Genomic DNA, 26,489 nt, shown 5'->3' on the forward strand with positions numbered 1-26,489 from the left:
CAAATCGTTTTCTAACGTTTTTGTTGGGTTATACCTCGCTATTCCACTGAGGTATCTTCTGTCGATGGCCCTATAGTGTGAGGTCTCTAGAATTGGAAAATTCGGTTAATTTGGAACGCATCCGTGCTGAGTATAATGTAAAGCACTGGAGCCAAGGTTTTTATGGAATTGATGATAACGGCGAGGTGTATGTTTCACCGAGCGAAACCGATCATCAAGTTCCGCTAAGTCAGATCGTAAAACAGTTAGAGCTGCGAAATATTGGTTTGCCTGCTCTTGTGCGTTTCCCTCAAATTGTGCATCAACGTGTGCATAATATCTGTAACGCATTTAACCAAGCGATCGACGAATATCAGTACGACAACCGTTACCTGCTTGTTTACCCGATTAAGGTGAACCAGCAGAAAGAAGTGGTTGATGAGATCTTAGCGAGCCAAGCTCAATTAGAGCAGAAGCAATTGGGCCTAGAAGCGGGTAGCAAGCCTGAACTATTAGCGGTATTGGCGCTGGCTCAAAAAGCGAGCTCAGTGATCGTATGTAATGGGTATAAAGACAGAGAATACATCCGTCTTGCGCTTATTGGCGAAAAACTAGGCCACAAAGTATTCATCGTTTTAGAGAAGTTGTCAGAGCTTGATCTTGTCCTTTCTGAAGCAAAAGCGCTTGGCGTGAAACCTCGTTTAGGTTTGCGTATTCGTCTTGCTTCTCAAGGCGCTGGTAAATGGCAAGCAAGTGGTGGTGAGAAGTCGAAGTTCGGTTTGTCTGCATCACAAGTGCTGACTGTCATTGAACGCTTGAAAGCAGAAGAGCAACTTGATGTTCTAGAGTTAGTGCATTTCCATCTTGGCTCACAAATGGCCAATATTCGTGATGTACGAAATGGCGTGAGCGAAGCGGCGCGTTTCTACTGTGAACTGCGCGATATCGGTGCTCAATTGAAGTACCTCGATGTCGGTGGCGGCTTGGCGGTGGATTACGACGGTACACGCAGCCAGTCGTCAAACTCAATGAACTACGGCTTGCTTGAGTACGCTCGTAACATCGTGATGACAGTAGGGGATATTTGTAAACTCTACAATCAGCCACAACCTGTGATTATTTCTGAATCTGGTCGTTCGTTGACTGCGCATCATGCCGTGCTTGTGACCAACGTGATTGGCACAGAAAGCTATTCTCCGGAAGATATGGCGGCGCCTGAAGCTGACGCACCAATGTTGCTAAACAACATGTGGAAGAACTTCTTAGAGCTAGATGCGGGCAATGATGACCGAGCGTTGATTGAGATCTACAACGACACGCAAAGTGATATCGCAGAAGCGCACAACCAATTTGCGACAGGCATGCTAAACCTTCAGCACCGTGCTTGGGCAGAACAGATGTCTTTGCGTATTAACTACGAACTTAGCTCTCGAATGAGCACTAAGAACCGTTACCACCGTCCTATTTTGGATGAGTTGAGCGAGCGTTTGGCTGATAAGTTTTTCGTGAACTTCTCGTTGTTTCAATCCTTGCCAGATGCTTGGGGTATCGATCAGGTATTCCCTGTATTGCCTCTAAGTGGTTTGGATAATGCGGACGAGCGACGCGCTGTGGTATTGGATATCACATGTGATTCTGACGGTACGATTGATCAGTATGTTGACGGTCAAGGTATTGAAACGACTCTGCCAGTTCCTGCATGGAATCCAGATGAACCTTACCTGATGGGCTTTTTCCTAGTAGGCGCATACCAAGAGATCTTGGGTGATATGCATAACCTTTTTGGTGATACGCACAGTGTAGTGGTCAACGTTGACGAAAGCGGTGAAGCGAACATCGATTACATCAATGAAGGCGATACGGTTGAAGACATGATGCGTTATGTTCACATCGATACGGATCTGATCCGTCAGAACTACAAAGAATTGGTCACGGCGAAAGTACCAGCTCAAGAGCAGCAAAGCGTACTTGAAGAGTTAGAACAAGGCTTGATGGGTTATACCTATCTTGAGGATTTTTAATGGACGATTTATTTACCAAACCCGATTACTCGCTGTACTCCAATGCGATGACGTTTATGCGTCGTCCATTGGTACAAAACCCAATTGATAACGACGCTGATGTGGTTGTGTTGGGTGCGCCGTTAGATATGGCGACGTCTGGTCGTCCGGGTGCTCGTATGGGACCGGATGCGATTCGTCGTGCGTCAGTCAACTTGGCGTGGGAAGGCAAAAAATTCCCTTGGGACTTCAATGTATTTGAACACACCTCGGTGATTGATGCTGGCGACCTCGTGTTTGATTGTGGTGATGCAGAAGATCTAACTCAACGTTTAGAAGCGGCTGCTGATGCGATTCTAAGCAGTGGTAAAACACTGTTAGGTTTAGGTGGCGATCACTTCATTACATTGCCTTTGCTAAGAGCATACGGCAAAAAGTATGGCGAGATGGCGTTGATTCACTTCGATGCACATACTGATACGTACAGTCAGGGAAGTCGTTATGACCACGGTACGATGTTCTACCATGCACCTAATGAAGGTCTAATCTCGCCTGAGCATTCAGTGCAAATTGGGATTCGTACTGAGTATAAGCAAGAAGGTCACGGCTTCAACGTCATCAATGCGATGCAAGCGAATGACATGAGCGTGGATGAAATCATTGCTCAAGTAAAAGGCACTGTTGGCGACAAACCTGTCTATGTAACGTTTGATATTGACTGTTTGGACCCTGCGTTTGCACCGGGTACGGGTACGCCAGTGTGTGGTGGTTTGAACTCAGATAAAGTGTTGAAAATCATCCGTGGCTTGCAGGGTATTAACATGGTTGGTATGGACGTTGTAGAAGTTTCACCAGCATATGACCAAAGCGAGATTACGGCATTGGCTGGTGCGACGATTGCTCTCGAGCTGCTTTACGTTTGGACGGCGAACCGCTTAACAAAATGACACTAGTGGTTAGCTGTATTGGTTAGCTGTATTGGTTAGCTAACCGAACGTTTCACTTATTTATTCAGAAGCCCATCAGGTTGAACTTGATGGGCTTTTGTGTTTTGTCGAGCAGCAAAAATTCTACTCTTGCATCTCAGTAAGTAGTCTTTTCTTGACTGTGAACTAACATGCTAAAAGGTTCGTATTCTACGGCCTATCTCATGGTTTGTGAGTAAAAAACCATCACATTGATTATGAGAGGTGTCTCAAAGATGGGACTTGCCTCTGCTTTACTAAGGATGCAGAGCTCACCTCAATTAATGCCCTGTATTCGCTAATGATTTATCAACTTTATTGCTGTATATATTTATAAAATGAAGAGGTGTATTTATATTGTGAGCTCATTTGCATATTAATCAGCATCCTACTAACTTTTAACTAGTGTTTTCAAACCTTGAAAGAATACTTGGATTTGCGAAAAGATGTCTCCTCGCACAGACATGGCATTTTTTATAGGGAAGACTAGGCTTAAGGGTAAGTAAAATATAATAAAACAGGCGAAATACACTCTTTTTTTCGGTGGTTTAGACATAAAATTGATTACCACGGATAAGAGTTAAGTATGAGTTGAATTAAAGCCTGATATTGCTATTACAGATAATTTTCACAGCGCTTGAGAAGAGTGCTTTGTGACAACGGGGGATGTATGGATATTGAAGTTTCGCGCCAGGCTGCAGTAGTTGAAGCTGTGAGTGGAGATGTCGTCGTAGTTAAGCCTGACGGTAGCGCAAGAAAGATTTCAGTTGGTGATATCATCCGTGAGAATGAGATTGTTATTACCTCGAATGGATCTGAAGTTGTATTAGGTGTTCAAAACGATGCTATTTCGGTTGGAGAGAATTGTGTAGGCTGTGTTGACGAAAATTCTGCGTGGGCAGAAGCGCCAATTGCCGGTGAGGTTAATTTCGATTCAGATCAAGCGGACGCCGGAACCTTTACGGACGATGACCTTGCTGCTATCCAAGACGCAATTTTAGGTGGTGCCGATCCAACTCAAATCTTAGAGGCAACGGCTGCTGGTGGCGGTCTGGGTTCTGCAAATGCGGGCTTCGTAACCATCGATTACAACTATACGCAAACTCAACCGACAACTTTCTTTGAAACCTCAGGGCTAGACTACGAAGTTATAGAAGAACCTCGAGAAGAGTTCCGATCGATAACCCGTTCTTCTGGCGGTCAATCAATCAGTGAAGTGCTCACTGAAGGTTCCATTTCTGACAATACCTATCCCCAATCTATTACATCTACAGAGACGATAATTGCTGGCAGCTTAGCGCTCGCATCTGATTCTTTTGTTCCAGAAGCTTCATCCCTTGCTTCACTGCTTAGTGAGCTAAATAGCGACATTACCTCAAGCGGTCAACCTGTCACGTTTACTTATGATTTGGCATCAAATTCTATCGTTGGTGTTCAAGGTACTGACGAAGTATTACGCATCGACATTGATGCCGTCAGTGTTGGCAATAACCTGGAGCTTTCTCTAACTACAACGATTTCTCAGCCGGTTGACCATTTACCGTCTGTTGGCGGTGGTCAGGTTTCCTACACTGGCGATCAAATCGATATCGCTTTCGATATTCAAGGTGAAGACAGCGCTGGGAATCCGCTAGCAACACCCGTCAACGCACAAGTTTCAGTGTTTGATGGGATAGATCCGTCTGTTGAAAGTGTAAATATCACTAACGTTGAAACTAGCAGCACGGCAATCGAAGGAACGTTCTCAAATATTGGTAGTGATAACCTTCAATCAACCGTATTTGATGCAAGTGCACTGGAGCAGTTTGATGGGTTGCTCAGTGATAATCAAAACACGCTTGCGAGACTTTCTGATGATGGGACAACGATTACTCTGTCTATCCAAGGCCGAGGTGAGGTTGTTCTCACTATCTCGCTTGATACCGATGGCACCTATAAATTCGAGCAATCTAATCCGATAGAACAAGTAGGTACTGATTCACTGACGTTCGCTTTGCCGATCACTATTACTGATTTTGACCAAGATGTTGTAACCAATACTATCAACATTGCCATTACTGATGGTGATAGCCCTGTTATCATTAATGTTGACAGTATTGATGTTGATGAAGCAGGCATTGTTGGCGGTTCACAAGAGGGCACAGCGCCAGTGTCTGGTAGCGGCAGTATTACCGCGGATATTTTTGAAAGTGACATCATTGACCATTATGAACTCGAACCGGCAGAATTTAATACTGGTGGCAGCTTGGTTTCAAATGGCGAGGCTGTGCTGCTTGAGTTGATTAGTGAGACCAATGGTGTAAGAACTTACGAAGGTTATGTCGAGGTCAATGGTTCGAGAATTACAGTCTTTGACGTTAAAGTGGATAGCCCTTCATTGGGGAGCTACGAATTTACTCTGTATGAAGACCTTTCACATCAAGGTGCTGAAGATGCGTTATTAACTTTTGCTCTGCCAATTTATGCGGTGGATGCGGATGGTGACCGCTCTGCACTGTCTGGAGGTTCGAACACACCAGAAGCTGCTGAGATCCTCGTCAATGTCACCGATGATGTTGTTGAGTTAGTTGATAAGGTTGAATCAGTCACCGAGCCGACCTTAGCGGGCGATACCGTTGTTTCGTATAACCTATTCAACTTCGAAGGCGCCGATGGTTCGACAATTCAGTCGTTCAACTACAACGGTGTTGATTACCTATTAGATCAAAGTTTATTGCCTGATGCTGATCAAACCTTCAGTTTTACGGAGGGTGTGGTCACTATCTCACTGAATGGTGAATTCAGTTTTGAAGTCGCTCGTGATATCGACCATTCAAGCAGCGAAACTATCGTCAAACAGTTTTCATTTTTAGCTGAAGATGGTGATGGCGATACTGATACTTCGACGCTTGAGCTAAGTATTACCGATGGTCAAGATCCGATCATTGGCCTGATCCCGCCGGTTACTCTATCTGAAACAAATCTTGCTGACGGTTCTGCGCCAAGCGGAAGTACAGTGAGCGCGACTGAAACGATTACCTTTACCGCAGGCAGTGATGATGTGGCGAGTTTCCGTATTGAACCAACCGAGTTCAATGTGGGCGGTGTACTAAAATCGAATGGTTTTGCGGTCGAGATAAAAGAAGACTCTGCTAATCCGGGTACTTACATCGGTTTTATTACCAATGGCTCGGGCACTGAAGTACCTGTCTTCACCATTAGCTTCTCGGCAACGACGCTAGGTGGATATACCTTTACTCTAATTGAAGCGCTAGACCATACAGATGGCCTAGCTAATAACGATCTGAGCTTTGATCTACCCGTTTATGCGGTAGACAGCGATGGTGATGATTCACTGGTGTCCCAACTTAACGTGACCATTGGTGATGATGTCCAAATCATGCAAGACGGTACGTTAGATATCATCGAGCCAAATCTTGTCGACGGCACAATCACAACCAACACCATTGATGTGATGCCAAACCAAAGTGCCGATGGTGCGACGATCACTCAGTTCACTTATGACGGTCAGCTACGAACGCTTGACCAAAATGACACTGGCGAACAGCAATTCAGCTTCACTGAAGGCGAACTGTTTATCACCCTTGAAGGTGAAGTGCGATTTGAGCCAAATCGTAATTTAGACCACACGACAAGTGAAGATATCGTGAAGTCGATTGTGGTGACTTCAAGTGATTTTGATAATGATCCGGTGACTTCAACCGTAACATTGACGATCACTGATGGTGACATTCCGACTATCGACTCGGTACAGAGCGTTGTACTTGAAGAAGCTGATTTAACTGACGGCTCATCGCCAAGTGGTAGCGCAGTCAGTCAAACGCAAACTATCACTTTCACCAACCAAAGTGATGATGTGGTTCGTTTCCGCATTGAACCAACGGAATTCAACACCAACGATGCACTTAAATCGAACGGCTTAGCTGTTGAACTGCGTGAAGATCCGATGGGGTCGGGTGACTACATTGGCTTTACGACCAGTGCGACGAATGTAGAAACTACGGTATTTACGCTGAGTTTCTCTAGCACCACCCTAGGTGAATACACCTTCACTTTACTTGAAGCGTTGGACCACCAAGATGCTCGAGGTAACAACGACCTCAGCTTTGATCTACCTGTTTATGCGGTTGATAGTGATGGCGATGACTCGTTGGTTTCTCAGCTTGGCGTGACCATTGGTGATGACGTACAACTGATGCAAGACGGTGCGCTCAATATTACTGAGCCGACAGTCGCCGATTTAGCCGCCGTCACACCACCGACGACTGCTATTTTCGATGCGATGCCAAATCAAAGCGCGGATGGCGCGACGATCACTCAGTTCACTTATGATGGCCAACTTCGAACGCTTGACCAAAATGACAATGGTGAGCAGCAGTTTAGCTTCACGGAAGGTGAACTGTTCATCACTCTTCAAGGTGACGTTCGTTTCGAACCTAATCGTAATCTAGACCACACGCTAAGCGAAGACATCGTGAAATCGATCGTGGTGACGTCTAGTGATTCCGATAACGATGTGCTGACCTCAACGGTCACGTTGACCATTACCGATGGTGATATCCCTACCATTGATAATGTGCCAACAGTGAACTTGTCAGAAACGAACCTGAGTGACGGCTCTGCACCAAGTGGCAGCGCAGTTAGTTCAACTCAAACCATTACCTTTACTAATCAAAGTGATGATGTAACAAGCTTCCGTATTGAACCGACTGAATTTAATGTTGGTGGCGCTCTCACATCAAACGGATTGGCAGTCGAGTTAAAAGCCGACCCAACCACACCGGGCGGGTACATTGGTTACGTTACTGATGGCTCGAACGTTGAAACCAACGTGTTCACGATTAGCTTCTCAGATACTAACTTAGGCCAATACACATTCACCTTGCTTGAAGCGTTAGACCATGCTGATGGCTTATTGAATAATAACTTGAACTTTGATCTTCCTGTTTACGCTGTCGATAGCGATGGTGATGATTCACTCGTGTCTCAATTAAATGTAACCATTGGTGATGATGTTCAAATTGTGCAGGGCGGTGCTTTAGATATCACTGAGCCCAACCTTGCAGATGGCACGGTGAGCACCAATACCATTGATGTGATGCCAAATCAGAGTGCCGATGGGGCGACGATCACTCAGTTCACGTATGACGGGCAAGTTCGCACTCTGGATCAAACTGACAATGGTGAGCAGCAATTTAGCTTCACTGAAGGTGAGTTGTTCATCACTCTTGAAGGTGAAGTGCGCTTCGAGCCAAACCGTAATTTAGACCACACGGTTAACGAAGACATCGTCAAATCGATAGTGGTGACCTCAAGCGATTCAGACAATGACGTACTGACCTCCACAGTGACGCTGACCATTACCGATGGTGATATCCCAACCATTGATGCAGTGCCAAGCGTTACGCTTTCGGAAACTAACTTAAGTGACGGCTCTGCGCCTAGCGGCAGTGCAGTAAGCCAAACTGAGACGATTACTTTCACTAATCAAAGTGATGATGTGGCGAGTTTCCGTATTGAACCAACCGAGTTCAATGTGGGCGGTGCACTAAAATCGAATGGTTTTGCGGTCGAGATAAAAGAAGACTCTGCTAATCCGGGTACTTACATCGGTTTTATTACCAATGGCTCGGGCACTGAAGTACCTGTCTTCACCATTAGCTTCTCGGCAACGACGCTAGGTGAATATACCTTTACTCTAATTGAAGCGCTAGACCATACAGATGGCCTAGCTAATAACGATCTGAGCTTTGATCTACCCGCTTATGCGGTAGATACGGACGGTGACGATTCATTGGTGTCTCAGCTTAATGTGACCATTGGTGATGATGTCCAAATCATGCAAGACGGTACGTTAGATATCATCGAGCCAAATCTTGTCGACGGCACAATCACAACCAACACCATTGATGTGATGCCAAACCAAAGTGCCGATGGCGCGACGATCACTCAGTTCACTTATGACGGTGTCGTAAATACACTGGATCAAAGCATTTCAGGAGAACAGCAGTTCAGCTTCACGGAAGGCGAATTGTTTATCACCCTTGAAGGTGAAGTGCGCTTTGAGCCGAACCGCGACCTAGACCACTCGGTGAGCGAAGATATCGTGAAATCGATAGTGGTGACTTCAAATGATTTTGATAATGATCCGGTGACTTCAACCATTACTCTAACCATTACTGATGGTGACAATCCAACTATTGATGCGGTGCCGAGCGTATCACTTGAAGAAGCTAATCTTGCTGATGGTTCCACGCCAACTGGTAGTGCGGTTAGCCAAACGGAAACCATCACTTTCACTAATCAAAGTGACGATGTTGAGATATTTCGTTTAGAGACAAGTGAGTTTAATACTAACAACGCGCTCAAGTCCGATGGCTTGATTATTGAGATTCGAGAGGAACCAACAGACTCTGGCAATTATATTGGTTTCACGACCGATATTTCGAATGTCGAAACCACGGTATTCACTCTCGAGTTTAGCAGCACCACTTTAGGTGAATATACCTTTACGCTTCTTGAAGCCATTGATCACACGCCTATTCAAGGCAATAACGACTTAACATTCAACTTGCCAGTATACGCAGTCGATAGCGATGGTGATGACTCTTTGATGTCGCTATTAGCCGTGACTATCACTGATGATATTCAAGTGATGGTTAATGACTCTCTCACTATTGAAGAGCCAACTGTTGCAGATTTAGCTGCAGGTACGCCGACGACAGCTACCGTTAATGTACTTGATGAAGAAGGTGCTGATGGTACGACGATAACTCAGTTTACTTACGATGGTGGGGCGGTATTAACGCTTGACCAAAACGATACGGGTGAGCAGAAGTTTGTGGTAGCTGACGGTTCATTGTTTATCACTCTTCAAGGTGAAGTGCGCTTCGAACCTAATCGTAATTTAGACCACACGACCAGCGAAAATATCGTGAAGTCTATAGTCGTCACTTCTAGCGATTCTGATAACGATATTGTGTCCTCAACCGTCACGCTGACCATTACCGATGGTGATATCCCAACCATTGATGCGGTGCCAAGTGTTACTCTTTCTGAAACTAATTTGAATGATGGTTCTGCGCCAAGTGGCAGCGCAGTAAGTCAGACCGAGACGATTACTTACACGAATCAGAGTGATGATGTGACGGGTTTCCGCATTGAGCCTACAGAGTTTAATACTGGCGGCACGTTGAAATCGAATGGGTTAGTGGTTGAGCTGAAAGCCGACCCAACCACACCGGGCGGATACATTGGTTACGTTACTGATGGCTCGAACGTTGAAACTAACGTGTTTACGATTAGCTTCTCAGATACTAACTTGGGCCAATACACATTCACCTTGCTTGAAGCGTTAGACCATGCTGATGGCTTGTTGAATAACAACTTGAACTTTGATCTTCCTGTTTACGCTGTCGATAGCGATAGCGATGGCGATGATTCTTTGGTTTCTCAATTGAGTGTAACCATCGGTGATGATGTTCAAATTGTGCAGGACGGTACCTTAGATATTACTGAGCCCAACCTTGCAGATGGCACGGTGAGCACCAATACCATTGATGTGATGCCAGAGCAAAGTGCCGATGGGGCGACGATCACTCAGTTCACGTATGACGGGCAAGTTCGCACTCTGGATCAAACTGACAATGGTGAGCAGCAATTTAGCTTCACTGAAGGTGAGTTGTTCATCACTCTTGAAGGTGAAGTACGTTTCGAACCCAATCGTAATCTAGACCACACGGCTAGCGAAGGCATAGTGAAGTCGATAGTGGTGACCTCAAGCGATTCAGACAATGACGTATTGACTTCAACAGTAACTCTCACCATTACGGATGGTGATATTCCAACTATTGATGCGGTGCCAAGCGTTACGCTTTCAGAAACCAATCTCGTTGATGGGTCTTCACCAAGCGGCAGTGCAGTAAGTCAGACTGAGACAATTACATTCACTAATCAAAGTGATGATGTGACTAACTTCCGCATTGAGCCAACTGAGTTCAATACTGGCGGCACGTTGAAATCGAATGGTTTTGCGGTCGAGATAAAAGAAGACTCTGCTAATCCGGGTACCTACATCGGTTTTATTACCAATGGCTCGGGCACTGAAGTTCCTGTCTTCACCATTAGCTTCTCGGCAACGACGCTAGGTGAATACACCTTTACTCTAATTGAAGCGCTAGACCATACAGATGGCCTAGCTAATAACGATCTGAGCTTTGATCTACCCGTTTATGCGGTAGACAGCGATAGCGATGATTCACTTGTGTCTCAACTTAACGTGACCATTGGTGATGATGTCCAAATCATGCAAGACGGTACGTTAGATATCGTTGAGCCAACTGTCGCAGGTTTGGCTGCTGGCACTGTAACGACTAACACAATTGATGTGATGCCAAACCAAAGTGCCGATGGTGCGACGATCACTCAGTTCACTTATGACGGTCAGTTACGAACACTTGACCAAAATGATACCGGCGAACAGCAATTCAGCTTCACGGAAGGTGAACTGTTTATCACCCTTGAAGGTGAAGTGCGCTTTGAGCCGAACCGCGATCTAGACCACTCAGTTGATGAAGACATCGTGAAGTCGATAGTAGTAACTTCAAGTGACTTCGATAACGATCCGGTGACTTCAACCGTTACGCTAACCATTACCGATGGTGACATTCCAACCATCGATGCGGTGCCAAGTGTTACGCTCTCAGAAACAAACTTAGCGGATGGTTCGGCTCCAAGCGCCGGCGCGGTAAGCTCAACACAGACGATTACTTTCACCATCCAAAGTGATGATGTGGTTCGCTTCCGTGTGGAACCAACCGAGTTCAATACTAATGATGCACTCAAATCGAACGGCTTAGCGGTTGAGCTGCGTGAAGACCCGATGGGGTCGGGTGACTACATTGGCTTTACGACCAGTGCGACGAATGTAGAAACTACGGTATTTACGCTGAGTTTCTCTAGCACCACCCTAGGTGAATACACCTTCACTTTACTTGAAGCGTTGGACCACCAAGATGCTCGAGGTAACAACGACCTCAGCTTTGATCTACCTGTTTATGCGGTTGATAGTGATGGCGATGACTCGTTGGTTTCTCAGCTTGGCGTGACCATTGGTGATGACGTACAACTGATGCAAGACGGTGCGCTCAATATTACTGAGCCGACAGTCGCCGATTTAGCCGCCGTCACACCACCGACAGTCGCCGATTTAGCCGCCGTCACACCACCGACAACTGCTATTTTCGATGCGATGCCAAATCAAAGTGCGGATGGCGCGACGATCACTCAGTTCACTTATGATGGCCAACTTCGAACGCTTGACCAAAATGACAATGGTGAGCAGCAGTTTAGCTTCACGGAAGGTGAACTGTTCATCACTCTTCAAGGTGACGTTCGTTTCGAACCTAATCGTAATCTAAACCACACGCTAAGCGAAGACATCGTGAAATCGATCGTGGTGACGTCTAGTGATTCTGATAACGATGTGCTGACCTCAACGGTCACGTTGACCATTACCGATGGTGATATCCCTACCATTGATGCGGTGCCAAGCGTTACTCTTTCTGAAACTAATTTGAATGACGGCTCTGCACCAAGTGGCAGCGCGGTTAGTTCAACTCAAACCATTACCTTTACTAATCAAAGTGATGATGTAACAAGCTTCCGTATTGAACCGACTGAATTTAATGTTGGTGGCGCTCTCACATCAAACGGATTGGCAGTCGAGTTAAAAGCCGACCCAACCACACCGGGCGGGTACATTGGTTACGTTACTGATGGCTCGAACGTTGAAACCAACGTGTTCACGATTAGCTTCTCAGATACTAACTTAGGCCAATACACATTCATCTTGCTTGAAGCGTTAGACCATGCTGATGGCTTATTGAATAATAACTTGAACTTTGATCTTCCTGTTTACGCTGTCGATAGCGATGGCGATGATTCTTTGGTTTCTCAATTGAGTGTAACCATCGGTGATGATGTTCAAATCGTGCAAGATGGTACGTTAGATATTACTGAGCCCAACCTTGCAGATGGCACGGTGAGCACCAATACCATTGATGTGATGCCAAATCAGAGTGCCGATGGGGCGACGATCACTCAGTTCACGTATGACGGGCAAGTTCGCACTCTGGATCAAACTGACAATGGTGAGCAGCAATTTAGCTTCACGGAAGGTGAGTTGTTCATCACTCTTGAAGGTGAGGTACGCTTTGAGCCCAACCGTAATCTAGACCACACGGCTAGCGAAAACATCGTGAAGTCGATAGTGGTGACCTCAAGCGATTCAGACAATGACGTATTGACTTCAACAGTAACTCTCACCATTACGGATGGTGATATTCCAACTATTGATGCGGTGCCAAGCGTTACGCTTTCAGAAACCAATCTTACGGATGGGTCAGCTCCGAGTGGCAGCGCAGTAAGCCAAACTGAGACGATTACTTTCACTAATCAAAGTGATGATGTGACTAACTTCCGCATTGAGCCAACTGAGTTCAATACTGGCGGCACGTTGAAATCGAATGGTTTTGCGGTCGAGATAAAAGAAGACTCTGCTAATCCGGGTACCTACATTGGTTTTATTACCAATGGCTCGGGCACTGAAGTGCCTGTCTTCACCATTAGCTTCTCGGCAACGACGCTGGGTGAATACACTTTTACTCTAATTGAAGCGCTAGACCATGTGGATGGTCTTGTGAACAATGACTTGAGCTTTGATCTACCCGTTTATGCGGTAGACAGCGATAGCGATGATTCACTGGTGTCTCAACTTAACGTGACTATCGGTGATGATGTCCAAATCATGCAAGACGGTACGTTAGATATCATCGAGCCAAACCTTGCTGACGGAACAATCACAACCAATACCATTGATGTGATGCCAAATCAGAGTGCCGATGGTGCGACGATCACTGAATTCTCTTTTGGCGGTATTGTCAAAACACTCGATCAAAGCATCGTAGGCGAGCAGCAGTTCAGCTTCACCGAAGGTGAGTTATTTATCACTCTTCAAGGCCAAGTGCGCTTTGAACCTAATCGTGACCTTGACCATACGACCAACGAAGATATCGTGAAGTCGATAGTGGTAACTTCAAGTGATTTCGATAACGATCCGGTGGCCTCAACCGTTACGCTAACCATTACAGATGGTGATATTCCAACCATCGATGCAGTGCCAAGTGTTACGCTCTCAGAAACAAACTTAGCGGATGGTTCTGCACCAAGTGCCGGCGCGGTAAGCTCAACACAGACGATTACTTTCACCAACCAAAGTGACGATGTGGTTCGTTTCCGCCTAGAACCAACCGAGTTCAATACCAACGATGCACTTAAATCGAATGGCTTAGCGGTCGAACTGCGTGAAGATCCTCAAGGTTCTGGTCAGTACATCGGTTTTACTACCAGTTCGTCTAATGTAGAGACAACGGTATTTACACTGGACTTCAACGCCGCAACCTTAGGCGAATACACCTTTACTTTAATCGAAGCTCTGGATCATCAAGACGCGCGTGGCAACAACGATTTAAGCTTTGATCTGCCAGTGTATGCGGTTGATAGTGATGGCGATGACTCGTTAGTTTCTCAGCTTGGCGTGACCATTGGTGATGACGTACAACTGATGCAAGGCGGTACAATAACTAGTCGTGAGCCCGCTGCGAGTGTAGAAACGTCGAATGTTATTGATGTGATGCCGAAACAAAGCGCTGATGGGGCGAAAGTTACCTCATTCGTTTTTGAGGGGAACAGCGCAGAAAACCTCAATCAAAATGTTAATGGTGAACAAGAGTTTGTCTTCACTGAGGGTTCAGTATTTATTACGACGGAAGGTGAGATACGTTTCGAACCAGTACGTAATCAAAATCATGCTGGGGGTGATATTACCAAGTCTATTGAGGTGACGTCTGTTGACCTCGATGGCGATATTGTCTCATCGACTGTGACGCTGAAGATTATCGATGGTGACCTTCCTACAATCGACCTTGTTCCCGGAATTACGTTATCTGAAGTGGATCTGGCTGATGGCTCTGTGCCAACGGGCAACCCAGTAACGATGACACAAACCATTACTTACACAGTGGGTAGTGACGACGTAAGCCATTTCAGAATTGACCCTACGCAGTTCAATATTTCAGGAGCTTTGAAATCGAATGGTCTTGATGTTCAGATAAAAGAGCAACCAGCAGATTCCGGTAATTACATTGGTTTCGTGAAAGACGGTTCTAACGTAGAAACCAACGTCTTCACGATCAGCTTCTCGACGAGCAATTTAGGGCAATATACGTTCACACTGCTTGAGGCATTAGATCATGTAGATGGATTACAAAACAATATACTAAGCTTCGATGTCCCTGTTTTGGCGGTTGATGCGGATGGTGATGATTCAGCAATGTCGCCTATGACGGTTGCGATCACCGATGACGTACAAGGTGTTCAAGATGGTACCTTGAGTATCACTGAGCCTTCATTAGCTGATTTGACATCGGGTACGCGACCTACGACGCCAATCATTGATGTTATGCCAACACAGAGTGCTGATGGCGCGAAAGTGACACAGTTTACTTACGATGGTGGCACAGCTGTTACGCTAGACCCAAGCATCGCCACAGAACAGGTCTTTACCGTAACCGATGGCTTATTGTATATCACCATTGAAGGGGAGGTTCGTTTTGAACCGAGCCGAGATCTTGACCATTCATCCGGCGATATCGTAAGAACGATTGTCGTCACCACCAGTGATTTTGATAACGATACAGATACTGCGGATGTCACTTTGACGATCAAAGACGGTATCGATCCAGTTATTAACGTGGTTCCAGATGTTAACTTATCGGAAGTCAACCTAGCGGATGGCTCGATGCCAAGTGGTTCTGCGGTAAGTTCGACTCACACAATCACTTATACCGAAGGAAGTGATGATTTTAGTCACTTTAGAATTGCTACCAACGAATTCAATCCTGGCGACCTGCTGAAATCAAGTGGTCTTGTCGTTCAACTTAAAGAAGATCCGGCTTCAGCAGGTGATTACATCGGTTTTACTGATGATGGCGCGGGCAACGTCACTGACGTATTCACAATTCGCTTTGATAGTGTCAACAAAGGTGAGTTTACTTTTACCTTGATTGAGGCGCTTGATCATCTTAATGGTGTACTGCATAACGATCTAACTTTCCGTCTACAGGTTTATGCCGTTGATACCGATGATTCTGAATCAACGAAGCGCGATGTGGTGGTTACGATAGAAGATGACATCCAGCAAATGCAAGATGGCTTCTTAACCATTACCGAACCAAATACTGGATCACCTACAACGGCGACAGTCGATGTGATGCCAATACCAAGTGCAGACGGCGCGAATATTACGCAGTTCACGTACGACGGTGGTTCTCCGATTACTCTGAATCAAAACAACAATGGCGAACAGGAATTTGTTTTCACTGAAGGTTCATTGTTTGTCACGTTAGCGGGTGATGTAAGATTCGAACCAAACCGCAACCTAGATCATTCTGCAGGTAACATTGTTAAGTCAATTGTGTTCACCTCTTCAGACTTTGATAACGATATCTTTTCCTCAACAGTCACGCTCACCATTATTGATGGCGATGGCCCAACGTTAAATGTTGTACCGAGTGTTAGCCTGTCGGAAAGCTTGCTTGCTGATGGTTCTACCCCTGGTACAGCCGCGGTCAGTGTGACTCAAACGATCACTTCACTTGCAAGCAGTGATGATATTGCTGAAATAGTGGTGGAAGTAGGGCTATTCAATACGAGCGGCGCGCTAAAGTCGGATGGTTTGTCACTGAGTTTGCGTGAAGACCCTGAAAATTCGGGCGACTATATTGCATTTACTACTGACGGGATGGGTGTAGAAAAAACCATATTCACTCTAGATTTTAATGATGCTAATCCGAGTCAATATACATTCACCCTATTTGAGCGTTTGGATCATGTTGATGGCTTAGGAAATAACGATCTGAGCTTTGATCTTTCTGTTTACGCAGAAGATACCGACGGTGATATCTCAGCGTCTAAACCATTGACTGTCACTATTACCGATGATGTTCAGCTGATGCAGTCAGGTGCGCTCAACATCACTGAGCCAACTACGGGAACACCCACCACAACAGTCTTTGATGTAATGCCTGCGCAAAGTGCAGATGGCGCCACAATCACTAAGTTTACCTATGGTAGCCAACCAGAAGAGTCTCTGGTACAAACCGACACGGGTGAGCAAGAATTTGTGTTCATTGAAGGTTCTCTGTTTATCAACCTCGAAGGTGATGTGCGTTTCGAACCTAACCGCAATCTGGATCATTCGAGTGGTAACATCGTTAAGACCATTACGGTGACATCGGAAGATAAGGATGGTGATATTGTCACCTCGACAGTAACGCTAACTATTGCGGATGGTGCTCCACCAACTATCGATACAGTACCCACGGTTGCGTTGGCTGAAGCGAATTTGGTTGATGGTTCTTCACCGATCTTACCTGTGAGTCAGACTGAAACTATTACCTTCACGGAAGGCAGTGATGACTTGAGCTATTTCCGTATTGATACGGCCCAATTCAACACATCGGGCGACCTGAAAGCGGATGGTTTGGTTGTTCAGCTAAAAGAAGACCCTGCCAACAGCGGCACCTATATTGGTTTTGTGGAAAGCGGCGGTGTTCAAACGGACATCTTTACCATCACGTTTAGCAGCGTGGTTTTAGGCGAGTACACATTCACCTTGCTGGAAGAGTTAGATCATCTGCCAGTACAAGGCAACAATAACCAAATCTTCACTTTGCCAGTAATCGCTGTCGATAAAGACAATACTGACTCAGCGATGAAACCTCTTACGGTGACCATTACCGATGATGTTCCAACCATCACTGACACCACTGCCGCGAGTACGTTTGTGGTTGATGAAGATGATCTGGGTGTTCTGGCACAAGCGACGGGTTCGTTTGTAACCACAGAAGGTGCAGACCAAGTTGAAGTTTACGAACTACGCGATATCGCAACTCTGGAAGCAACGCTATCGTCAGGCAATGAAGGTATTAAGATCACCGAAATCACCGGAGCGGCCAACACAACCACTTACCAAGGGGCAACTGACCCAAGTGGAACGCCAATTTTCACATTAGTGTTGACTGATGATGGTGCTTACACATTTACCTTACTTGGTCCTCTAGATCATGAGCCTAGCTCAGAGGCGAGAAATAAGCTGCCTATCTCCTTTGATGTAGTGGCTGTTGACAGTGATGGCGATGATTCCAACCAGTATAAATTACCCATCGAAGTTATTGATGATGTACCGGTAATGACGGCGCCGACTGGTGAAACGGTTGTTGATGAAGACGATCTTACTGGCATTGGTTCCGATCAATCTGAAGATACCATTATCAATGGACTGTTCACCGTTGATGAAGGTGCCGATGGCGTTGTTAAATATGAACTGGTTGATGAAGATTTGGTTCTGACGGGCTTAACCTCCGATGGAGAAAGCTTAGAGTGGTTAGCTGTTTCACCGATTGGCACAACATTTACCTATACTGCTCAAACGGTGACGAGTAATGAGGCGGTGTTCGAAATTGTTTTCGATACCTCAAACAACAGTTATCAGTTTGAACTGTTTAAACCTCTGAAACACCCTGATGGTGCCGATGAAAACAACATCGAACTTGATTTCTCGGTCGTGGCTGAAGATTTTGATCAAGACCAATCAAACGCAATCGACTTAAAAATTACGGTAACCGATGATGTTCCGTTAGTGACAACTCAATCGATTACTCGTCTTGAAGGTCAGAATTACAATGGTTCTAAAGTCGATATGTTTGCTGATGCTACTGATATTGGTGCTGATGGGGCGGTTCTCAGTCGAATTGAAGGTATTACTAGCAACGGTGCAGATATTGTTTTCCGTACAGGAAATAGTGGTTCTTACAGTGATGGTTTCGATTTAAACAGTGGTACTCAACAGGTTCGTGTTTATGAGCAAACCGATGATGGTAGTGGCATAGTTACTAGAGAGCTTGGCCGATTACGTATTAACTCAAATGGTGAAGTGGAATTTAGAGCCAATGGCTACCTGGATCATGATGGTGACACTATCGACTTCTCTATTAACGTGATTGCGACAGATGGAGACTTAGACACCTCTGAAACACTGTTAGATATCACGATTACTGATAGGGACTCTACCAGAATAGCGCTGAAAGTGACTACTTTCGAGGACGCGGGTAGAGATTCAACGATACCTTATGCAACGGGCGATGCGCCGACTCTTGAGAACGTTCAAGATAACCAGAGTGGTTTGCCTAATGCGCCAGCTCAAGTTGCGCTGCAAGTTAACCTGTATGACCAAGATAACAACGAGTCTATCGGCCAACTGACGATTCAAAACAGCAACCACAGAGGCTCGTTCTATTACTTTGATGGCATGGAGTATCACAAGCTAGATCCAGAACCTAACGGCGATATCATATTTGATGCCTCTGTGATGGACCAAAGTTTTGATCCAAACCCGAATGAAGCAAGACAAACCATTGCGACGATCGACAACCTGTTCTTTGTCCCTGACCAAAACTTTGGGTCAAATAACAATGGTGTACGAATCAATTATGAACTTGAAATTGATAACAATGGCACTCCTGATCACACCATTAATTCAAACTTTAGAATTGAGATTGAAGCTGTGGCTGATATCGCGACTTGGGATGACACCAATAGTACGTATCAGTATCAAGTGAACGAAGATGAAGACAATGTCACGTTACAGTTGAACGCAGAATCACAAGATAACAGCCGCACTGAAACTATCACCTATGAACTAGAAGCTGTGCAGGGCAGCGGTGAGTTTGAGTTGCTCGATCAAAGTGGCAACGTGCTTACGCCGACTGGTGGTGTTTATATTATCGCTGCTGGTGATATCAATAGCACCGTGGTCAACCCTATTGATAACTTCTCTGGTCAAATTGAGTTTAAAGCAACAGCGATAACGGAAGAGACGCGTAACCCATACGATGATGCGGCCAACGGTGGAGCTAACGATAAGACGACAGCTCGCTCGGTAGAGCAAAACATTATTATTGATGTGACCGCAGATGCGGACCCTGGCACATTCAGTATCAGTCGAATTCAGATCAACGAAGACAATATTGATGATCCTGATTATCTAGGTCCTTTGGACAATAAAGATGCGTTCACGCTAGACGAAGTCATTACCATGACAGGGTCGGTGGATACTGACGGCTCTGAAAAACTATTTGTTCGTATTAACAATATTACTGAAGGCGCGGTGCTTAGCAGTACTGATAGCAATGTAATCATCAACACTGTGACTATCAATGGCATCGTTTACCAAGAGATTGCTTATTCTGACTTAGCGAAAATTGAAGTTACTCCGACTAAACACAGCAATGTTGATTTTACCTTCGATGTAACGGGTGTAGTTAAAGACACTGCGACCTTGTCTACTGGTTCGCAAGTCGATGAAGAAATTTTAGGGACTAAAACGGTTAATGTTGAGGTTAAAGGTGTCGCTGATGTTCCTTACGGTGGGACGAATGGTACAGATTGGACAACGTTTACAGATGGCTCGACAAACGGTGTTCAAACTACCATTGAAGAGAGTCAAAATGGCGATAGCTTTGCTCTGCTTGACTTCACTGTGTTGTCTGGAGAAAGAAGACCTGATACCGGTACTACGCCATTAGCTGATGATGGTTCAGAATCCATCACTGTGATTCTATCGGGCATACCCGACGGAGTTATTCTCGAAGACGGCGACGGTACAGTGATTGATCTTAACTTTGTTGGTTACGAGACTGGACCGGGCGGCAGTCCTGACTTATCCAAACCTATCTACGAAGCGAACATTACTGAGGCGGGTAAAACTTCAGGTATTCGCATCAGACCTGTCGACTCTTCAACCGAGAATATTCACATTCAAGGTAAAGTGATTGTGACTGAGAATGATGGTCATACACTGTCCTTCGATCAAGAGGTTCGAGTGCTTGTTATACCTCGAATCGACACATCAGCAACTTATGTCAATACGACTAACGGTGATGAAGATACGGCTATCAACATTGATTGGCACCCCGAAGGTGCAGACTATATTGATTCTGATGAGCATTTCACTTCGATTACGATTTCCGGTATTCCATCGGGTGTCACACCTACCGTAAATGGTGATGTTACTGTTGTAAATGATGGTGCAGGTACGTTAACGATTACACCTAAAGACGCGAGTCAAACACCGGAACAATTTACTCAAATTGCATTAGCGAATAACTTCATTCAAATGACGCCTCCGGCTGATTCTAGTGTAGATTTTACGTTGACCACCGAACTTAAAATGGAAGAGCGAGATCATGAGTATACGTCTAGCGGCCTAGAGGATAAAGATGGTGGTTATGTCGAAGCCGATCCAGATATAACCGGAATCATTAACGTTCAAGTACGACCGGTGGTTGAACCAGGAGATGCCAATAACAGACTTGTTGTCGATGAGATTGCAGGTCTTACAGATCTAACAACAGCGGTTGCAGATGCTCTGACCGGTGTCCTTAAATTTACAACCAATAGTGACAATACATCGGTAACGGATGAGTTCGTTATTCGTTACGAAGAAACTGATGCTTCGTCTGCTATCGAAGAAGTGGACCAGTTAGTTATTCAATTAACAAACGTGGACGACTCTGCGCTATCAGATGATGTGCTCAATCAGTTACTTGTTATTGGTGCTGCTTATGAAGGCAATGGTCGCTGGGTTGTTACCAATGAAGATCTGTTTAGTATCAGTGCACCGAACGGGCTTACTTTTCCTCCTGTCTCTAATCTCCCGAACGTTTTCAATGACATTAAGATGACCATCTTTAGTACAGTGATTGATCGCGGTGATGGTTTCGAAACTGAGTCGTCACCAGCAGTTCAGAGGGAAGGTGAAGTGAACTTGTCGTTCCCAGAAGTGCTTGTTGGTGGAAATGAGGTTGCCGCAGATATTGCGATTGTAGAAGACAGCGTTATCGATGCTGTAGAAGATATTCAGCTTGATCTCGGTGCGGCGTTAAACGGTATTCTGAGCTTTACTGGTCGAGACGGTTCTACCGACCAAGTGACGGTAATCATCGATGGCACTCTGGTTATAGATTCTAATACATCATTCCCAATTAGCCTGTCGGGAACAAGTGATGTTGACTTTGTGAACGGAAAATATGTTTACGAGACTACAGTAGAAAAGGGTGTAACTGTTGATTCATCGGGCTTGTTACTGAACCTGCCACCAAACTACTCAGGTGACTTTAGGTTGCCGATGACCATAGTGACCAAAGATCTACAATCTGGTGATGAGAAAACCTTAGTTACTGAAGTCGTCATCAAAGTTGCACCTGATGCAGAGACGGATCCAACGATCGATGTCACTGTCGTGGGATCTTTTGATGATGCCTTTAACCCTGTCGATACTGATGGTCAGAGTGGACAAGATCCAGTTGGTTACGAAGACACCTATATTCAGCTCGATTTCAACTCGACCATTTCGGATCAAGTTTCAGGCGTCGAGGGTGGTCAAGAAGAGTTTACGTCTATTACTTTAACGTTGGACGACCCTTCTATTGGTGCATTCTATGACAATACGGGTACCTCATTAGGTACATCTGTCACGTTTAATCAGGCTGAAATAGCGGCAGGTGCTCTAGATAATGTGCTCTTTAGAGCTGTAACAAACTACCCAACGAGTAATGATATTAACCAAGTGCAGGTTAATGTCAGCGGAACAGTCACAGATACAGCAACCTATAATGATCCTGCTTCACCTGCCGGCACTGCGACCGACAGCGATACTTTTAATACAAGCGTTAGCTTTGATGTTGTTCCTGTTGTCGATGATGTACTTGTTACAGGTCCGGGCAGTGATCCGGATGTTATCGAGATTACCGGTAACGAAGACCAGCTTATTTCTTTGTCAGGAACGGGGCCTGTATCGATCGCACTGACTGACCTTGATGGATCAGAGCAGTTTGTTTCGATTAAGTTTACGGATGTTCCTGATGGCTTCCAGATGCGTGCGGATGCTGGCTCGACATACACCGTGAAAAATAACGGTAATGGAGAGTGGAGTGTTCAACTGCCTCAAACTTCAGGGCTTTCATTCGACCTGAGTGAGATTTCGATCTTACCGCCTAAAAACTTCAGTGGTACTGCCGAGTTTGGCGTTGAAGTATTCACTCAAGAATCTTTGCTGGGTGTACCTACAGCGGCGGCAAACTTACCAAGCTTCAAACTGCATGTGATACCTGTTGGTGACGATGTTGATACTAACCCGATCGATTCTGTTACAGGCAATGAAGGCCAAAATATTGATATCGAAATCAATGCGACCATTTTGGACAAAGAGCTGTCGGCAACAGGAAGTGGAACGTTTACCGAAAACGCACCAGAAACACTTCGGGTTGAAGTGGCGGGTGTGCCTCAAGATGCTTCTATTTTCTATCCAGACGGTACGACATTGGCTAGCTACGATCCGGCAACACAACTTTGGACATTGGATGTTCCGGCTCAGTCGCTCGATAAGATCGTATTTAATTCGGGTGAACACAACAGCGATGCGGGCAATGCGCTTGGCATCACTGGACCACTGCAGATTACGGTGCGTTCTGTGGATACAGACGCTGACAATACGGAATACTTGGGTACGCCAACCAGTTTCGATGTTGATTTGGTGATTGATCCTATCAACGATCAACCGACGTTTGTGAATGTGACCAACATTGAAACGCCGGAAGACATCAGTATCGCTATCGACAACTTTAGTATCTACGACGTCGACGCTAACTTTGATAACCCAGATGCGCCTTATATTCTTACGTTGCAAGTGGATCAAACATTGCCGGGAGCGCAAGGCGTGTTTGAGTTCACTAGCTCACTTGACGTGTCGTTTGTATTGCAGCCTGATGGTTCGCTTGTGATTACAGGTAAAGAAGCTGACATCAATACCGCTTTGACCAATGGGGCTGTGACATTCAAACCAGACCTTGACCAGAACTACCTTAATCAGAATGGGTTGGTTACGATCAATGCAACGCTTGATGACGGTGGTAATAACGGCTTGATTGACGCGGGTGATCCGAATACCGCTCAAACCAATCAAACTACTTTCACTATTAAAGTGACAGAAGTGAATGACGCTCCGGTCGCTACCGATGTTGATTTGGGCTCGATTGCCGAGGAGGGTCAACTTGTGATTGTTGAAGGTGATTTGATTACAGCAAGTTCTGATTTAGAAAATCATAACCTCACAGTAGCGGGCGTGACTCTTACTCAAGGTCAAGGTCAATTACAGCGCTTTGAGAACGCAGGTGGTGCTGACAACGCTACGGTTACAGGCCCATTCTGGATATTCACGGCAGCCAATGACTTCAATGGCGATGTTAAGCTTGGTTATTCGATTATTGATGATGGTACCACCAACGGTGCGCCTGACTTCCTAACAGACAATGCGGAAATCAGCCTTGTAGTGACAGAAGTCAACGACCAACCAGTGGCAACCAATGTTGATTTAGGCACCATGCCAGAAGAAGGCCAGTTGATCATTAAAGCGGAAGATCTAATTGCTGCGACGACAGACCCTGAAGGCGATGCGATTACAGTGACTGGGGTTGCTATCGACCAAGGTCAGGGACAGCTTCAGAAGTTTGAAAATGTTGGCGGTGTAGATGACAACTCGATCAATGGCCCATACTGGGTATTCACTGCAGCTGATGATTACAATGGTGACGTTAAATTCACTTATACCGTGGAAGATGATGGCACAACCAATGGCGCGAATGACTTCTTAACGGATACTGCTGAAATCAGTGTTGTGGTAACGGAAGTGAATGATCAGCCTATAGCAACGGATATCGACTTAGGAAACATCCTTGAAGAAGGCCAGCTGATCATTAAAGAGGGCGACTTAATTGCTGCGACAAGCGATCCGGAAAATGACACGATTACCGTGACTAATCTGGTGCTCGATGAAGGCCAAGGCCAGTTACAGCGCTTCGAGAACGTAGGTGCTGATGACGCTATGATTTCTGGCCCGTACTGGATATTTACGGCGGCTGATGAATACAACGGTAACGTTAAGTTCACCTATACCGTTGAAGATGATGGTACAACCAACGGTGCTAGTGACTTCCTAACGGATACTGCAGAGATTACCGCGACTGTCGATGGAGTGAATGATACACCTGTTGTCAATGGTGACAGTGTCACTACGGTTATTGACGAGGATGTTGGTCAGCTATTGAGTGGCATCAATGTCAGTGACCCTGATTATGTTGATACATTTTCTGATGATCTCATGACCGTCACGCTGACTGTAGATTACGGTACATTGAATGTATCACTTCCGGCAGTGACGACGGTGATGGTCAACGGCAACAACACCGGTTCGGTTATCTTAGTTGGCACTTTGAGTGACCTAAATGCACTGATTGATACGCCAACCAGTCCAAACGGTGTCTACCTTGATGCGAGCCTGTCTCCAACCAATAGCATTGGCTTAGAAGTTGTCGCCAAAGACAGCGGAAACCCTTCGGGTATCGCGATAGAGACGACGCCTGTGGTTTACAATATCGCGGTGACGCCAGTCGCGAATGCACCAACCTTGTCGGTTGATACTGCGTCTAATTACGTGAGAAACATTACCGCGAGTCAGTCAGTCAGTGCGAGTGGCATTCCTTTGGTTGGAATTATCGCGGCCTTAACGGACATTACTGAGGAGCTAACGCTGCATATCAGCGATGTGCCTGCTGGTGCTCAAATCACTAGTGACGTTGGTTCTGTGACCGATCTCGGTGGTGGTGTTTGGGTGGCAACGGCAGATGCGATCGATAGCTTGCAAGCAGTAGGGCTTTCTCAAACTCCGGGTAGTTACACGCTTAAAGTTGAGGCGGTTTCTGAAGAGACTGACAACAACGATACGGCGACATCAGCTTCAATCGACCTTAACCTGAATATTGTGTCTGACGCGGTCGATATTAATCTGGCTTCGGAAACTGACGATATTCAACTATTGGCTAGCGCGAATGCGACTGACCTAACTGCGGGTTCTGGAAATGATCGACTGGAAGGTGGCGCGGGTGACGATACGCTTGTTGGCGGTGATGGTAACGACACACTGATTGGCGGCGGTGGTTCAGATATTCTAACCGGTGGCGATGGTATGGACTCGTTCGTATGGCTTAATATCGAAGATGGCGTTGAAGACACCATTACCGATTTCAGCCTATCTGAAGGTGACCAGATCGACTTGCGCGAAGTATTGCCAGAGCTGAAGAACACATCTCCAGACATGACGGCGTTACTGCAACAGATAGACGCGAAAGTGGAAGGGGATGATATTGAGCTTACGATCAAGTCTGATGGTTTAGGTACCACGGAACAGGTGATTGTGGTTGAAGATCTTGCTCCTCAGTTGACGCTAAGCAGCACCATGCCGTCAGACATTCTGGATGCGTTAGTACAGCAGAATGTCATAACTCACGGTTAAAGTTAAATAGGTGAGCGC

At 45.7% G+C, this 26,489-nt stretch carries 3 protein-coding genes; all 3 read left to right on the forward strand.

All coding sequences use genetic code 11. The annotated features are described in order from the left end of the window. Positions 1 to 110: 110 nt before the first annotated feature. Positions 111 to 2,000 carry an arginine decarboxylase gene (gene speA, locus OCV36_RS06465; RefSeq protein WP_210114705.1) on the forward strand — a complete coding sequence of 630 codons (1,890 nt, stop codon included), beginning with the start codon at positions 111 to 113 and terminating at the stop codon, positions 1,998 to 2,000. Then, positions 2,000 to 2,926, forward strand: a complete 927-nt coding sequence (gene speB, locus OCV36_RS06470; RefSeq protein WP_017072908.1) for an agmatinase — start codon at positions 2,000 to 2,002, stop codon at positions 2,924 to 2,926. Before speA ends, speB begins: the two co-directional genes overlap by 1 nt. Before the next feature lie 688 nt (positions 2,927 to 3,614). Next, positions 3,615 to 26,471 (forward strand): retention module-containing protein, encoded by a 22,857-nt coding sequence (locus tag OCV36_RS06475; RefSeq protein ID WP_261887530.1) that lies wholly within the window; start codon positions 3,615 to 3,617, stop codon positions 26,469 to 26,471. The last annotated feature ends 18 nt before the right edge of the window (positions 26,472 to 26,489 follow it).

It is taken from the genome of Vibrio echinoideorum, assembly GCF_024347455.1.
GTDB lineage: Bacteria > Pseudomonadota > Gammaproteobacteria > Enterobacterales > Vibrionaceae > Vibrio > Vibrio echinoideorum.